The 15,235-nt window shown below is 66.7% G+C and carries 16 protein-coding genes; 10 read left to right on the forward strand and 6 right to left on the reverse strand.

Annotation, left to right across the window (positions count from 1 at the left end; all coding sequences use genetic code 11):
- Positions 1-176: 176 nt before the first annotated feature.
- Positions 177-818 carry a dihydrofolate reductase family protein gene (locus JHC99_RS11740; RefSeq protein ID WP_292154427.1) on the reverse strand — a complete coding sequence of 214 codons (642 nt, stop codon included), beginning with the start codon at positions 816-818 and terminating at the stop codon, positions 177-179.
- Between the two features lie 11 nt (positions 819-829).
- Entirely contained in the window at positions 830-2,482 is a 1,653-nt protein-coding gene (locus JHC99_RS11745; protein WP_292154451.1) for an electron transfer flavoprotein-ubiquinone oxidoreductase, read from the reverse strand.
- Between the two features lie 199 nt (positions 2,483-2,681).
- On the opposite strand from JHC99_RS11745, the gene JHC99_RS11750 reads away from it, so the two are divergent.
- Positions 2,682-3,500, forward strand: coding sequence for a uracil-DNA glycosylase (locus tag JHC99_RS11750; protein WP_292154429.1), 819 nt, complete (start codon positions 2,682-2,684; stop codon positions 3,498-3,500).
- Between the two features lie 142 nt (positions 3,501-3,642).
- Positions 3,643-5,391: a lytic transglycosylase domain-containing protein gene (locus JHC99_RS11755; protein ID WP_292154431.1), complete on the forward strand. Its 1,749-nt coding sequence runs from the start codon at positions 3,643-3,645 to the stop codon at positions 5,389-5,391.
- 4 nt (positions 5,392-5,395) lie between these two features.
- On the opposite strand, the gene JHC99_RS11760 is transcribed toward JHC99_RS11755, so the two are convergent.
- Both JHC99_RS11760 and JHC99_RS11765 read right to left on the reverse strand, forming a co-directional pair.
- A complete protein-coding gene (locus JHC99_RS11760) occupies positions 5,396-5,518 on the reverse strand; it encodes a hypothetical protein (protein ID WP_292154433.1) in 123 nt (40 codons plus the stop codon).
- A gap of 68 nt (positions 5,519-5,586) precedes the next feature.
- Complete coding sequence (locus JHC99_RS11765) at positions 5,587-6,237, reverse strand: glutathione S-transferase (RefSeq protein WP_292154435.1); 651 nt, start codon at positions 6,235-6,237, stop codon at positions 5,587-5,589.
- Between the two features lie 136 nt (positions 6,238-6,373).
- Between JHC99_RS11765 and purB the strand changes: the two genes are divergently transcribed.
- From purB to JHC99_RS11785, 4 genes are all read left to right on the forward strand, one after another.
- On the forward strand, positions 6,374-7,675 hold the full coding sequence (gene purB, locus JHC99_RS11770) for an adenylosuccinate lyase (protein WP_292154437.1): 1,302 nt from the start codon (positions 6,374-6,376) through the stop codon (positions 7,673-7,675).
- A complete protein-coding gene (locus JHC99_RS11775; protein WP_292154439.1) occupies positions 7,672-8,166 on the forward strand; it encodes a DNA-deoxyinosine glycosylase in 495 nt (164 codons plus the stop codon). Before purB ends, JHC99_RS11775 begins: the two co-directional genes overlap by 4 nt.
- A 119-nt stretch (positions 8,167-8,285) precedes the next feature.
- Entirely contained in the window at positions 8,286-8,909 is a 624-nt protein-coding gene (locus JHC99_RS11780; protein WP_292154440.1) for a fasciclin domain-containing protein, read from the forward strand.
- A 252-nt stretch (positions 8,910-9,161) separates the two neighbouring features.
- A complete protein-coding gene (locus JHC99_RS11785; RefSeq protein WP_292154441.1) occupies positions 9,162-9,731 on the forward strand; it encodes a fasciclin domain-containing protein in 570 nt (189 codons plus the stop codon).
- A 52-nt stretch (positions 9,732-9,783) separates the two neighbouring features.
- Here the strand turns inward: JHC99_RS11785 and JHC99_RS11790 are convergent, their stop codons facing one another.
- Complete coding sequence (locus JHC99_RS11790; RefSeq protein WP_292154442.1) at positions 9,784-10,107, reverse strand: DUF1476 domain-containing protein; 324 nt, start codon at positions 10,105-10,107, stop codon at positions 9,784-9,786.
- Positions 10,108-10,420: 313 nt separating this feature from the next.
- On the opposite strand from JHC99_RS11790, the gene purC reads away from it, so the two are divergent.
- Genes purC through JHC99_RS11805 form a run of 3 tightly spaced genes read left to right on the forward strand, consistent with a single transcriptional unit; the run spans position 10,421 to position 11,931 of the window.
- Positions 10,421-11,179 (forward strand): phosphoribosylaminoimidazolesuccinocarboxamide synthase, encoded by a 759-nt coding sequence (gene purC / locus JHC99_RS11795; RefSeq protein ID WP_292154444.1) that lies wholly within the window; start codon positions 10,421-10,423, stop codon positions 11,177-11,179.
- Complete coding sequence (gene purS, locus JHC99_RS11800; protein ID WP_292154446.1) at positions 11,179-11,415, forward strand: phosphoribosylformylglycinamidine synthase subunit PurS; 237 nt, start codon at positions 11,179-11,181, stop codon at positions 11,413-11,415. Before purC ends, purS begins: the two co-directional genes overlap by 1 nt.
- Positions 11,416-11,466: 51 nt before the next feature.
- A complete protein-coding gene (locus tag JHC99_RS11805; protein ID WP_292154448.1) occupies positions 11,467-11,931 on the forward strand; it encodes a YbhB/YbcL family Raf kinase inhibitor-like protein in 465 nt (154 codons plus the stop codon).
- A 4-nt stretch (positions 11,932-11,935) separates the two neighbouring features.
- Here JHC99_RS11805 and JHC99_RS11810 read toward each other — a convergent pair whose 3' ends face one another.
- Positions 11,936-13,090: a carbohydrate porin gene (locus JHC99_RS11810; protein ID WP_292154449.1), complete on the reverse strand. Its 1,155-nt coding sequence runs from the start codon at positions 13,088-13,090 to the stop codon at positions 11,936-11,938.
- Positions 13,091-13,314: 224 nt separating this feature from the next.
- On the opposite strand from JHC99_RS11810, the gene JHC99_RS11815 reads away from it, so the two are divergent.
- The gene (locus JHC99_RS11815) at positions 13,315-15,123 is read left to right on the forward strand and encodes a methyl-accepting chemotaxis protein (RefSeq protein ID WP_292154450.1); all 1,809 of its coding nucleotides are present in this window, start codon (positions 13,315-13,317) and stop codon (positions 15,121-15,123) included.
- The last annotated feature ends 112 nt before the right edge of the window (positions 15,124-15,235 follow it).

The following is a 15,235-nucleotide window of genomic DNA, read 5'->3' on the forward strand; positions in this document are numbered from 1 at the left end:
ATCGACGGCGACGGGGGGCGCTCGGTCGGCGCTGCGTCCTGGGCGAAGGCGGCGGTGGTCAGGGCACCGATGGCCGCGAACGACAGCAGGGACAGGCGGAGGTTTCGGAAGGTCATGGTGCGAACGTCGCCACTTTAGCGACCGGCCGCAAGGGCCTCGGTGCTATCCCTCGACGCTCACCGTGTCAGAACCACATGCGTCGCCAGTTCGGTCGAGACCGATTCCGTCACGCGATAGCCCAGCCCCGGCAGGTCGAGCCCCGCGAACAAGGCCTCTCCCTGGCCCAGGAGCACGGGCGAGATCACCAGGTGCAGTTCGTCTATGTGCCCGGCCAGCAGGTACTGTCGAACCGTCGAGACGCCGCCGCCGATCTTGACGTCGAGGTCGCCGGCGGCGGCGCGGGCCTGGGACAGGGCGGACTCGATGCCGTCGGTGACGAAGTAGAAGGTGGTGCCACCCTCCATCTCGATGGGCGGACGCGGGTGGTGGGTCAGGATGTAGGTGGGGGCGTGATACGGCGGGTTGTCACCCCACCAGCCCTTCCACACGTCATCGGGCCAGTCGCCTCGAACGGGTCCGAACATGTTGCGACCCAGGATGAAGGCCCCGAAACCCGCCATGGAGGCGCGGCCGAAGCGGTCATCGACGCCCTCGGTGCCGCCGTCTTTGCCGATCATCGCCTGGAAGGTGCGGGTCGGGAAGTACCAGGCGTGCAGTTCGGGGCCCCGTAGGCCGAGCGGGTTCTCCAGCGACTGATCCGGCCCGGCACCGTAACCGTCGATCGAGACGGCGAACCCCGCGACGCGCACCCTGCCCATCGGCCTGCTCCCTACATGTTCGGATAGTTGGGGCCGCCGCCGCCTTCGGGGGTGGTCCAGACGATGTTCTGCGACGGATCCTTGATGTCGCAGGTTTTGCAGTGGACGCAGTTCTGGGCGTTGATGACGAATTTCGGATCGGTCTTCGCCACCTCGTCGGCATAGACGACCTCGTATACCCCGGCCGGGCAGTATAGGCGCGCGGGCTCGCCGTAGTCGGGCAGGTTGACGCGGATCGGCACGGACGGGTCCAGCAGCTTCAGGTGGGCCGGCTGCTCCTCGGCATGGTTGGTGTTGGAGATGAAGACGGATGACAGCTTGTCGAACGACAGCTTGCCGTCGGGTTTGGGATAGACGCGCGGCTTGTGCTTCGAGGCCTTCTCGGTCGAGGCGGCGTCGGTCTTCTTGTGCTTCATCGTCCACGGGACCGTGATCCCGGTCAGGGAGGTGAACCACATCTCCGCCACACCGAACGCCCCGCCCAGGGTGGTGCCGAACTTGGTCAGATAGGGCTTGGCGTTCCGCACGCCCTTGAGCTCCTTGTAGACCCAGCTCTTCTCATAGGCGGCCTGGTATTCGACCAATTCGTCGCCCGAACGGCCGGCCATGACGGCGTCATAGGCGGCGTCGGCGGCCAGCATGCCAGTCTTCATGGCGTTATGGCTGCCCTTGATCCGGGGCACGTTCACGAAGCCGGCCGAGCAGCCGATCAGGGCACCGCCCGGGAAGGCCAGCTTCGGCACCGACTGGAAACCGCCCTCGGTGATGGCCCGCGCGCCGTAGGAGATGCGGGTCCCGCCCTCAAGGTGATCGGCGATGGCGGGGTGGTGCTTGAACCGCTGGAACTCGTCGAACGGCGACAGGAACGGGTCCTTGTAGTTCAGGTGGACGACATAGCCGAGCGCCACATAGTTGTCGCCGAAGTGATAGAGGAAGCTGCCCCCGCCGGTGAACTCGTCGAGCGGCCAGCCGGTGGTGTGCTGGGCCAGGCCGGGACGGTGCTTCTCGGGCGGGACCTGCCACAGCTCCTTCAGGCCGATGCCGAACTTTTGCGGTTGGCTGTCCTTGGCAAGGCCATGGCGGGCCATGATGGTCTTGGCGAGCGACCCGCGCACGCCCTCGGCGATGAAGACGTATTTGCCGTGCAGTTCGATGCCGGGCTGGAAGTCGCCGGTGGGTGCGCCGTGCTTGTCGATGCCGAAGACGCCGGCGACGACGCCCTTCACGCGACCCGTCTCCTCTTCCCAGACGACGTGGCTGGCGGCCATGCCGGGATAGACCTCGACGCCGAGTGCCTCCGCCTGTTCGCCCAGCCAGCGCGCGACATTGCCGAGCGAGGCGATGTAGCAGCCGTCGTTGTGCATCATGGGTGGCAGCATCGCCATCGGCAGGCTGACCTGACCTGCCGGGCCGAGCACCATGAAGCGGTCCTCGGTGACGGGCGTCTCCAGCGGGCAGCCGCGTTCCTTCCAGTCGGGGAACAGCTCGTTCAGCGCCTTGGGATCGATCACGGCGCCCGACAGGATGTGGCCACCGACCTCGGCCGCCTTTTCGAGGACGGCGACGTTGATCTCGGTTCCGGCCGCCTCGGCGCGCTGTTTCAGGCGGATGGCGGCAGACAGGCCGGCGGGGCCGCCGCCGACGATGACGACGTCATATTCCATGACCTCGCGCTCGACGCCTTGCAGCGCCTCCAGCGGCGGCAGGTTGTCGAGGATGGCTTCCTGGCGCGCACTGGTGGCGCCGCCCTCGCGTGTGTCCTCGGCCATGATCCTGATCCCGTTTCCTTCGACTGGTTATACGCTTATCAGAACGTGACGCGAGGGAGGTCAAGCCCGATCTCTACTCGCGAGTAGGGATATTATGCAGACGATCGACGTCGCAGCCGCAGAGAGCCTGCTCGCCTTCTGGCGGGATGCGGGCGTCGAGGCCTGCTACGTCGACGCGGCCGTGGACCGAACCCACGTCGAATTGCCCGCCCCGCGCAAGGCCGTGCTGAAGGCCACGGCCTCGGTCGCAGTCGCCCCGAACGCCTCGGAATGCATCGCCGAGGCCCGCCATGCCGCCCAGGCCGCGACGACGCTGGAGGCCCTGATGGCGGCGGCCGCGAGCTTCGACGGGTGCGGGCTGAAGCAGCAGGGCGCAAGGCGGGCCGTGGTCGGCGGAGGACCCCCGGACGCCGACCTGCTGGTCATCGGGGCTGCGCCGGGACTCGAAGAAGACGACAGCGGCGACATCTTCGCGGGCAAGGCAGGGAGGCTGCTGGACGCCATGCTGGGTGCGGCAGGGCTGAAGGACCGGGCCTACCGGATGAACGCCGTCTTCTGGCGACCGCCCGGCGACCGACCCGCCGCGCCTGAGGAACAGGCGGCCTGTCTGCCGTTCGTGGAGCGGGCGCTGGAGTTGCTGAAGCCGCGCGCGGTGCTGCTGCTGGGGGCGGCCCCGGCCCGGTCGGTGCTGAAGTCGGCCGAGACCGTGATGGCGCTGCGCGGGGACTGGCGCGAGTGGCGGCTGGGCGAAGGCAATGTATCGGCACCCGTGCGGGTGACGCTGAATCCGGTTTTCCTGCTCAAGCAGGGACAGGCCAAGAAGCAGGCGTGGGCTGATGTTCTGGCGGTTGCGGCGCGGCTCGACGGGGCCGGTCGCGACGCAGGGAGCGACATTGGGCCGCACACGGATTAACCCTGTCGTTCGCGCCCTGACGTACACGTGATTGAGACCGGTGCCGTGTTGCGGCATAGTTAGCGATTGACGACCGATCGCAGACCGACGCGCTGATCCTGAATCGAGACGGGAGACGCGTTGCACGAGGGGGCCGCCGCCTATGTATGATTTCCGCCGCGCGACGTTCGCGCCGACGCTGGCCGTAGTCCTGGCCGCCTTCGCCTTCGGGGCGGTGGCGACGGGTGCGAAGGCTGACGATTCGGCCGTGCCCGGCGAGGCGGCCGTAGACGAAGCCGTGGTCGACGACGGGCAGCCCAAGGCCCTGAGCAACGCCGACCGCCTGAGCTACACCACCGCCTTCGACGCCCTGCGTCGCGGTGATCTGGAGCTGGCGCGTATTTCGGCGCGTCAGGCGAATGATCGCGTCCTGCTGGGCCAGGTCGAGTTCGAGCGACTGTTCCACCCCGACCATGTCGCCACCTACGATGAGCTGGCGGCCTGGCTCGACGACTACGCCGACCTGCCGGTGGCACAGCGGGTCTATGCCCTGGCGATTCGACGCCTGCCCGACGGTGCGGCCGAACCCCGGCGCCCGGCCGGTGTCAGCGGCCGGACATGGTCCAGCGTGGCCGAAGCGATCGGAGTCTCCGGCGGCGGCAACACCGAGAACGATCCGGCCAAGGCGGCGCGGGTCATGCTGAACCATGACGACCTGAACGGCGCCTATGTCACCGGGGTCCAGATCGGCGACTGGTGGGTGGCGGGGCTCGCGGCCTATCGGATGGGCGACTATGCCCGCTCGTTCCAGGCCTTCGAGCGCGTCGCCGCCGATCCGACCGAGGATCCGTGGGTTCGCGCCGGGGCCGGGGTCTGGGCCGCCAAGGCCGCCGGTCAGTCCGGCCGCCAGAACCGGGTCACCGAATTCCTGCGCCTGTCAGCCCAGTGGCCCGCGACCTTCTATGGCCAGGTGGCGCTGCGCCAGTTGGGCGAAGAGCCGCCGGTGCAGAACCAGGGGCTCCGCCCCTATTCGCCCGTGCCCTATCAGGGCGGCGGGTTCCAGCAGGCGTCGTTCAGCGAAACCGGCGGCGACTCCCGCGCCCTGAACAGCTTCATCCAGTCCGACGCCCAGGCGCGGCGCACCGTGGCCTTCCTCGAGGTCGGGCGCCGTTCGGATGCACGCGAGGCCCTGACCACCGGCCTGCGCTCCGCCGTCGGCGAGACTGCGCGGGGGATGTGGCTGACATTGGCCCGGACGCTCGGTCCACGCGTGATGAGCGACGACACGTCGGTCCGCACCATCGACGCCAGCCGCTTCGCTACGCCCGAACTGGCACCCGAGGGCGGCTTCACCATCGAGAAGTCGCTGGTCTATGCCCTGGCGCGCAAGGAGACCGATTTCAACGCCTCGGCCCGGTCCCCCGTGGGGGCCTATGGCCTCATGCAGGTGATGCCCGGGACGGCGGCCGAAATGACCGGCGACCGGGGTTTCGTGACCAGTCCGACCCGGCTGCTGGACCCGGCCGTGAACATGCGTCTGGGCCAGACCTACATCAACCGGATGCTGGCGCGGCCCGAGTTCCAGGGCGACCTGCTGCGGGCGGTGGCCTCCTACAATGCCGGGCCGGGGCCGATGCTGTCGGCGCTCAGGAAACTGGGGCCCAACCCCGATCCCCTGCTGTTGATCGAGACGATCGATGTGCCCCAGGCGCGGGACTATGTGGAAAAGGTCGTCGCGGCCTACTGGATCTATCAGCGGATGTTCGGCGGGCCGCTGAACACCCTGGATGCGGTGGCGTCGGGCGCGGGCCTGGTGCCGATGAGCCTGGACTATGTCGCGCCTCCGCCGCAGCCGATCGTGCCCCAGCCGGTCGAGATGGCGGCGTCGCCGACGACGGCCGGCGGCCTCTGAGGTCTCAGAAAACGCTGGCAATCAGCGAGGCGCACAGGCAGCAGCCGATCAGCAGCGCCAGACCGACGTTCAGGATCAGAGGGCGGCGCGCAGGAGCAGCGGCGATCGTCTGTGTGTCACGTTCCATGCCGGTCCTCCCCTCGTCTGAGGTCTCAAGATAACGGCGTGACATGAACGGCCGATGAGCGGTGACGGTTAACCGGCGAGCGCCGTCCGCTCCCATTCCAGAAAATCCGGCTGGGCCAGCAGGGTGTCCGCATAGGCGCGGGCGACGCCGTCGGTGTCGCCGTAGAGGCCGAGATCGATCTGATAGTGGCGGATGCGCGTGGCCACGGGGGTGAAGAAGGCGTCGGGCACCGACCAGTCGCCGAACAGGAAATCACCGCCCGCGCCGAACCGGACCCGCATCCCGGTCCAAAGCTCGACCAGCCGACGCAGGTCGGCGGCGACGGCCTCATTCTCGGGCGGCGGCGAGCGGGTGTCGCCGACCATCAGGTGATCGGGATTCATGGTGCAGTGGGTGCGCAGAGCCCCGAACCCGCCGTGCATCTCGCAGGCGGCCGATCGAGCCAGCCAGCGGGCGTGGGCGTCGGCGGGCCAGAGCTTCGCCTGCGGATAGCGTTCGGCCGCCCAGACCGAGATCGCCATCGAATCCCAGATCGTCTCGCCCTCGACCTTGAGCACAGGCACCAGGCCGGACGGCGATGCAGCCAGCATCTCGGCGTGGCCTTCGGAGGTGTTGAAGTCGAGCTCGCGCACGGTGAAGTCCGCGTCGCACCGCTTGAGCACCAGCCAGGGCCTCAGCGACCAGGTCGAGAACCGGCGCGGTCCAATGATGAGTTCCATGGCGGGGCTCCCGTGTGTGCGTGTCGTCCATAGTCCCGACTCGTGTCGGCACGCCACCGCGACAGGCCAAAGTTTGGTGCCCCAAGCCACAAGCCATGCTTGACTCAAGGCCACCCGCGACCGACACGCACGGCCCATGATCACGCGCTATTCCCGCCCCGAAGCCGTCGCCATCTGGTCCAATGAGACCAAGTACAGAATCTGGTTCGAGATCGAGGCCCATGCGGCCACCAAGATGGCCGAGCTGGGCGTCATTCCGGTCGAGGCGGCTGAGGCGATCTGGGCCAAGGGGAAGGATGCCGCATGGGATGCCGACCGCATCGACGAGATCGAGCGGACCACCAAGCATGACGTCATCGCCTTCCTGACCCATGTGTCGGAAATCGTGGGCAAAGAGGCGCGGTTCCTGCACCAGGGCATGACCTCGTCAGATGTTCTGGACACCTGTTTCGCCGTGCAGCTGGCGCGGTCGTCAGACCTGTTGATCGAGGGCGTCGAGCGGGTTCTGGCCGCGCTGGAGACACGTGCCAAGGAGCACAAATTAACGCCCTGTGTGGGCCGCAGCCACGGCATCCATGCCGAGCCGGTGACCTTCGGCCTGAAGCTGGCCGGCTATCACGCCGAGTTCCAGCGGGCCAAACGCCGCCTGATCACCGCCAAGGAAGAGATCGCCACCTGCGCCATCTCCGGCGCGGTCGGAACCTTTGCCAATGTCGATCCGGCGGTAGAGCAATATGTCGCCGACCAGATGGGTCTGGCGGTCGAGCCTGTCTCGACCCAGGTCATCCCGCGCGACCGTCACGCCGCCTTCTTTGCGGCCCTGGGCGTCGTGGCCAGTTCGGTCGAGCGTCTGGCCATCGAAATCCGCCATCTGCAACGCACGGAAGTCCTCGAAGCCGAGGAGTTCTTCGACAAGGGCCAGAAGGGCTCGTCGGCCATGCCGCACAAGCGCAACCCCATCCTGACCGAGAACCTGACCGGCCTGGCGCGGCTGGTACGGTCGTCGGTGGTGCCGGCGATGGAGAACGTCGCCCTGTGGCACGAACGGGACATCAGCCATTCCTCGGTCGAGCGCGGCATCGGGCCGGACGCGACCGTGCATCTGGACTTCGCCCTGAACCGGCTGGCGGGGGTGATCGAGCGGCTGCTGGTCTATCCGGAAAACATGCAAAAGAACCTGGATAAGCTGGGCGGCCTGGTCCACTCGCAGCGGGTCCTGCTGGCCCTGACCCAGCTGGGCGAGTCGCGCGAGGATTCGTATGCGGCGGTTCAGCGCAACGCGATGAAAGTCTGGCGCGGCGAGGGCAATTTCCTCGACTTCCTGAAGGAGGATCCTGAGGTCATCGTGGCGGACGCCGATCTGGAGGCCCTGTTCGATCTGGGGTACCACACCAAGCACGTGGATACGGTGTTCAGGCGGGTTTTTGGAGACGCTTGACCAAGCGCGCCTTCGCTCCCGTCGTCGATGACAGCACGCGCCTGCTGATCCTCGGCAGCCTGCCCGGCGATGCGTCGTTGAAGGCGGCACAGTATTATGCGCATCCGCAGAATGCCTTCTGGCGGCTGATCGGCGGCTTGATCGGGCGTGATCTGTCCGCCCTGCCCTATCCCGACCGGCTGAATGCGCTGAAGGGCGTGGGTGTCGGCCTGTGGGATGTGATCGCCTCGGCCGACCGGGCAGGCAGTCTGGACGCGGCGATTCGGTCGCCTGAGGCGGCGGACCTCGTGGGGTTGGTCGAAAGCCTGCCAGGATTGCAGGCCGTGGCGTTCAACGGCAGCACGGCGTCGAAGCTGGGACGGCGTATCCTGGCAGCGCGGCATGAGATCACCCTGATCGACCTGCCCTCGTCCAGCCCGGCCCATGCCAGGCCGGTCGCGGAGAAGGCCGGGCAGTGGGCGGTGCTGAAACCCTTCGTCGGCCTGGCCTGACGATCACCTGCGATCACGCGTCGCACCCGAAATCGTGATCGGGGATGCATCCTTACCGGCTTTGATCCGTCTCTCCATCAGCGCCGCCCACAGCAGCGGCCGAACAGGAGAAGACGCCGATGAAATCCCGCATCCTCATGATGACGGTCGCCTCGATGAGCGTGATCGCCCTCGCCGCCTGCAACAGCCCTGCCGAGACACCCGCCCCGGCCGACGCCACGGCGACCGAAACCCCGATGGCCCCGGCCGCTCCCGCCGGTGGATCCATGGTCGGTGGCGTGGCCATGAGCCCGACCGACACCATCGTCACCAACGCCGCCAAGGCCCCCAACCTGACCACCCTGGTCAGCGCGGTCCAGGCCGCCGGTCTGGCCGAGACACTGAGCGGCACTGGTCCGTTCACGGTGTTTGCGCCCGACAACGCCGCCTTCGAGAAGGTGCCCGTCGCGACCCGTACCGCCCTGATGGCCCCCGCCGGCAAGGCCGACCTGACCGAAATCCTGACCTATCACGTTGTTCCGGGTCGCCTGACCGCCGCCGATCTGACGGCCCAGGCCCAGGCCAACGGCGGCAAGGTCGAACTGACCACGGTCGAGGGCGACACCCTGACGGCCAACGTCAACGCCGATGGCTCGGTCACCCTGACCGATCAGAAGGGCGGCACTTCGCGTGTCACCCAGGCCGACGTGATGCAATCGAACGGGGTCGTGCACGTCATCGACACCGTCGTGATGCCGGACTGATTTTTTCAGTGAACCAAATGCGTCTTGCTGCATTCTAATGAGGCGCAAGACGCAAGATTTCGGGTGAGGCTTTCCCCCGAGCCCCCGAAGCAAGGGCCGCACTTTCCCCCGAGTGCGGCCCTTTTTCGTGCCCGGCCGAGCTCGACGAATATGGATATTTCTTAATCTTTTCCGTCGCATCCGGCATACTGAGCGAACAGTAGCTGATCCTGAACCGCCCGGTGGTCGAGGCGGTCATTCAGGAGAAGATCGATGTTTCGCCGCCTCGCCGCCCCATCTGCCTGCGTATTGTCCATCTGCGCCCTCGCCGTTTCGGCTCTGCCCGTCAGCGCGCATGAGCGTCAGGCCGCTCGCCCGGCGCGTCATGCCGAGGCCATGACCCTGGTGGCGGTCGCCGCCGCCAATCCCAACTTCTCGACCCTGGTCAGCGCCGTCCAGGCGGCGCGGCTGGTCGATACGCTTTCAGGGACAGGCCCCTTCACCGTCTTCGCGCCGACGAACGCAGCGTTCGAGACCCTGCCCGAGGGTGCGGTCCAGAGCCTGGTACAGCCCGCCCGCCGCGCCGCCCTGCAACGGATCCTGACCTATCACGTTGTCGCCGGCCGGGTCAGCGCGGCCGATCTGGCCACGGCGGTGCGTGTGGGTGGGGGTTCTGCGAACCTGACGACGGTCGAGGGCGGCCGCCTGACGGCGGTGGACGCAGGGCGTGGTCGGTTGCGGCTGCATGACGCCGCCGGAGAGAGCTTCTGGATCACCGCGACGGACGTGAATGCGTCGAACGGCGTGATCCACGTCATCGACGGCGTGATGACGCCTCACTGAAGCAGCGGACCTGTCAGTTGGGGCCGTCCTGGACGGCCCCTTCTTGTCCGGACTATTCCCCGGCGCGGACCTGGTCGCGGGCGACGGAGGCGAGTTCGTCCATCTTGGAGCGGATTTCGCCCTCGGAGACGGTCATGCCGGAGCCCTTGAAGTCGCCGGCGATCTTGCGGAACACGTCTTCCTCGCCGGGTTGCTCGAAATCGGCGCGGACGACGGCCTTGGCATAGTCTTCGGCGGAGTCGGGGCTCAGACCCATCTTCTCGGCAGCCCACAGGCCCAGCAGCTTGTTGCGGCGGGCCATGGCCTTGAATTCCTGGTCCTGATCGAGGGCGAATTTGGACTCGAAGCCCTTTTCCCGATCGTCGAAGGTCGTCATGGGTCGTCGAACGCTCCTGTCGCGGACCAAAGCCTGGGTCTCGCACGGCTGGTCTATAGCCGCACGCGCGCGCAAGGCAACTGACAAAGGTTCGCAGGAAGGTGCGGATCGCCACACCCCGGCCCACCGCAAGGCGCCGTTCGTTTGTATCGCCGGGCCAGTTCCGCTAAGGGACAGCCACGTTCTTTACTGCGCCCGTCGATTCCGTATCGCGCCGCCCTGACCTGGCCCAAAGGCCCTGCGCAGGCTGCGCGATTTTCGTTTCCGGGGTGGCGCACACCGTCCCAACTCCGGGACACGGCCAGACATCGACATGAATACCAAGCGCAAGAAGATCTACGAAGGCAAGGCCAAGATCCTCTACGAAGGGCCCGAGCCCGGCACCCTGATCCAGTATTTCAAGGACGACGCCACCGCCTTCAACGGCGAGAAGAAGGCCCAGCTGGAGGGCAAGGGCGTCATCAACAACCGCATCAGCGAGTTCGTGATGAGCCGTCTGAACGGCATCGGCATCACCAACCACTTCATCAAGCGGCTGAACCTGCGCGAACAGCTGATCCGTGAAGTCGAGATCATCCCGCTGGAGGTCGTGTGCCGCAATGTCGTCGCCGGCTCGCTGGCCACGCGCCTTGGCCAGGAAGAGGGCACCCCCCTGCCCCGCTCGATCATCGAATTCTACTACAAGAAGGACGAGCTCAACGATCCGATGGTGACCGAAGAGCATATCACCGCCTTCAACTGGGCCACCGGGCCCGAGCTGGACGACATCCTGGCCACGACCCAGCGCGTCAACGACTATCTGTGCGGCATGTTCGGCGCGGTCGGCATCACCCTCGTGGACTTCAAGATCGAGTTCGGCCGGGTGTGGGAAAACGACTTCAGCCGCGTGATCCTGGCCGACGAGATCAGCCCCGATTCGTGCCGCCTGTGGGACACGCTGACGGGTGAGAAGATGGACAAGGACCGGTTCCGCCGCGACCTGGGCAACGTCATCGAGAGCTATACCGAGGTGGCACGGCGCCTGGGCATCATGAAGGATATGCCGACGGTGATTCAGGGGGGTCTGCACTGATGGCGAAGATCAAGGTTCACGTCTTTCTCAAACCCGGCGTCCTCGACGTCCAGGGCAAGGCCGTCGAAGGCGCGCTGAAGGGGCTCGGCTGGGCCGGTGTCGCCAATGCGCGCGTCGGCAAGCTGATCGAGTTCGACCTCGACGGTGTCGATGACCCGCAGGCCGAGGCGAAGAAGATGTGCGAGCAGTTGCTGGCCAATACGGTGATCGAAAGCTACCGGATCGAGGTCGCCTAGCAACCGCCGGCGGCGATAGCCATTTCATACGCCGAACCCACGGAGCGACGCATGACCTTCACCCTGACCTCTCACGACATCACCGACGGCGGCGTCCTGCCCGATGCGCAGGTGCAGGCCAAGGGGAACACCTCTCCGCATCTGGCCTGGTCCGGTGCGCCCGAGGGGACGAAGTCGTACGCCATCACCTGCTATGATCCCGACGCGCCGACCGGTTCGGGTTTCTGGCACTGGACGGTGGCGAACATCCCGGCCGACGTCAGCGAGATCGCGACAGGCGGACCCGTCCCTTCCGGCGCGGTCGAGGGGCGGACGGACTATGGCCCGGCCGGGTTCGGGGGGGCCGCACCGCCTCCGGGACATGGACCCCATCGCTACATCTTCACGGTCTTCGCCGTGGACGTGGAGACGCTAGACGTCACGCCCGACAACTCCGGGGCCGTGTTCGGCTTCAACCTGTTCTTCCACACCCTTGCCAAGGCCACGATCACCGCGACTTACGAGAACCGGGGCTAAAGCCCTATCTGAGCGTGAAGGTGAGGCGCAGGCCTGCGGTCAGGATCGGATCGCGGTCCTTGTCGCCGCCGGGGTTGTATATCCACTGCAGATCCGGCTGGAGGGTGAACGGCCCCAGGGTGTCGGCATAGGTCAGTTCGATGCCGCCCTCGGCGTCGCCGAACGCCGTGCCGGCGTCCCGGGCGTTGGCCTTGGACTTGTCGGACAGCAGCCCCTGGTGAAAGCCGATCGAAAAGGCGCTGTCGGGACGGCCGTCGAAGACGGAATCGACGCGCAGGCCGGTCTGCCATCCGCCCTTGAAGTCGGTGGTGTCGCCGTCCGACAGGCCCAGCCGCAGGAAGGCGCGAACCGCGGGGGCGTCCTTGGCCTCGAACACGGTGCCTTCCGCGACGAGATAGGCTCCCTGGGCGTCGCTGAGCGCCGGGTCACAGCCCGGCAGGGTGTCTCGGATATCCTCCTGGCCTTCGCCATAGCGCCAGGCCCCGACCACGATCCGCAACGGACCTGCCCAGCCCGCCTCGGCGAGATAGAGGACGCCGTCATGGATCGTGGTGTCGACGCCGCCGTCGTCGCCGATCGTCCCGGCCCGGGCATTCACCGCCGCGGCCTGAACATGGAAGCGGTCCGTCGATCCGATGCGGATCCGCGCCGCCAGTGAGGTCGAGGGGAAGATCGCCGGGCCGTTCGGCCCCGTCGCCGCCAGTTCCGACCCGATCCCGAACGGAGGAGCCATCAGCAGGTCGGAGGCCTCGGTGACATAGAACTCGCTGTTGACGTCATAGAGCCCCGCCAGGATCGAGGCGCGGCCGTCGGCCAGATCCTGTTCGATCCAGGCTTCGTACAGGCGCACGCCCTGGGAGCCGACCTCGATATTGTCATAGCCCTGAAGCGTGCCGGCGACGGCGTTCGGCTCACCGCCGCCGTTGGCCAGAAGGCTGAAGTGGACGCGGGCCCCGCGCCAGCCGAACTGACGCTCCAGATCGCCGTCCAGCGAAGCGTCGAAATTGTCGAGGAAGCGCCCGGCCGGGGTGTCGATGCCGTGAACCACGCCGATAACGTCGGCAGTGTAGGCGGACTGAAACTGCCAGACCGGTCCATCGGACCCGGCTCCGGAAACGTCGTCCTGGCTTGCGGCGAAGGCCGCCGTCGATGACGACATGATAATTACTGCAACTGATGCAGTTACCCGAAATAGAGACTTCATGGGGTCGGCGATCCATTCTGGATGTGGCACGCACCGACAAGACCGGCCGCCACGCCCCCTGAGCATCTGCGAAACAGCTCAAGAAAACGCCCGTTTCTGAATACGTACCTTTACCTACCGTACACTGCGACGGTCGTTAGGATTCTTGCAGTACACAGGGGCAAGACACGGAGGTGCCCATGCTCTCAACGATCCGCTCCAAGGTGAAATTCGCGGGCTACGCAGTTCTGGCCCTTTGCGGTCTGAGCTCTGGCGTCGGCCTTGTGGTCGCAGTGATGCTGAGCGTGTCTCTGGCGGACTCGACGAGGACGTCGCAGATCATGCGCAACCACCTCGAAGGCGACATGATGCATGACGCCCTGAACAGCGATGTGCTGGCTGCCCTGCTCGCGGCAGAACAAGGTCGGTTTGGAGAGATCGCAGGGATAGGGTCGGAGATGCAGGAGCATGCCGCCCATTTCCGGGCCATGATCGCAGACAACAAGGCGATCGCTACGGACCCCGGAACCATAGAAGTTCTGACGGCGGTCGAGCAACCGCTGGAAAAGTATATCACCGCAGCCGAAGCACTCGTTGCCCTCGCCGCTACCGACCCGGTCGGTGCCAATGCGGCCCTGCCCGCCTTCAGCGCCAGTTTCGCCGAACTGGAGGATCGCAACGGGGCCGCCTCGGAGGCGATCGAGGCGACCCTTCTCGCCACAAAGGCGCGAGCCGACTTTCTGGTCCTCGGCGGCGAGATCCTGATCGGCCTGACCCTTCTGCTGGGGATCGGTCTGAGCATGCTGTTGAACCGCCAGGCCATGCGGACGGTTGTGGCCCCTATCGGTGTGCTCAACGACGAGATGGCGGCCCTGGCGCAGGGCCGGACCAACGTCGACCTGACCAGCGCCGGACGGAAGGACGAGCTGGGTGCCGTGGGCCGGTCGGTCGTGGCCCTGCAGGCCCTGATCGTCGAACGTGCCCGTGCCGAGGCCGAGGCCCAGGCTGTCCGGCGCAGTCAGGCCGAACAGGCCCAGCTGGCCGTCGCCGAACAGCAGAGGCAGGTCGTAGCCGCCATGGCCGAGGGCCTGGACCATCTGATGCGCGGCGACCTGACCCACCGCATCGAGAGCCGCTTCCCCGAAGGCTATGAAAAGCTGAAGTCCGATTTCAACGCCGCCGTGGTCCAGCTCGAAAACACCCTGACGTCCGTCGACGGCAACGCCTCGGCGATCCGCAGCGGCGCCCATGAGATGACCCAAGCGACCGACGACCTGTCGCGCCGCACCGAACAGCAGGCCGCCAGCCTGGAAGAGACCGCCGCGGCCCTGGAGCAGATCACCGCGACCGTGAATCGTTCGGCCGAGGGGGCCCGCCAGGCGTCCGACGTCGTGGGCGAGGCGCATAACGATGCCGAGGCCAGCGGCCGCGTGGTCGGTCAGGCCGTCGACGCCATGGACGCGATCCATGCCTCATCGAAGGAAATGGGCCAGATCATCAGCGTGATCGACGAAATCGCCTTCCAGACCAATCTGCTGGCCCTGAATGCAGGCGTTGAAGCCGCCCGCGCCGGCGACGCGGGTCGCGGCTTCGCGGTCGTCGCCTCCGAGGTGCGGGCCCTGGCCCAGCGCTCGGCCGGTGCGGCCAAGGAGATCAACACCCTGATCTCGAACTCCGGCCGTCAGGTTTCGGTGGGCGTCGATCTGGTGCGTCAGACCGGCGCCAACCTCGACAAGATCGCCGGGCGCGTCGTCCACGTCGGCAAACTGATCTCCGAGATGGCCGCGGCCAGCCAGGAACAGGCCACGGCGCTGCGCGAGATCAACACCGCCGTCAGCCACATGGACCAGGTCACCCAGCAGAACGCCGCCATGGTCGAGGAAACCACCGCCGCCAGTCACGCCCTGTCCCAGGAGACGGAAGTTCTCAGCCAGTCGATCGGCCGCTTCCATCTGTCGACACGGGCCGAAGGCGGGTGGCAGGGTTCGTCGATGCGCGCGGCGGCCTGAGCGACCTTCTCGCCCAAGTGCGCTGACAGCGCGCGCGAACCCTGCTAGACGCCCGGCCCATGAGCGCAGCCGTCATCGTCTTCCCCGGGTCCAACTGTGATCGCGACTGCAA

This window comes from Brevundimonas sp., from assembly GCF_016463485.1.
Taxonomy (GTDB): Bacteria; Pseudomonadota; Alphaproteobacteria; order Caulobacterales; family Caulobacteraceae; genus Brevundimonas.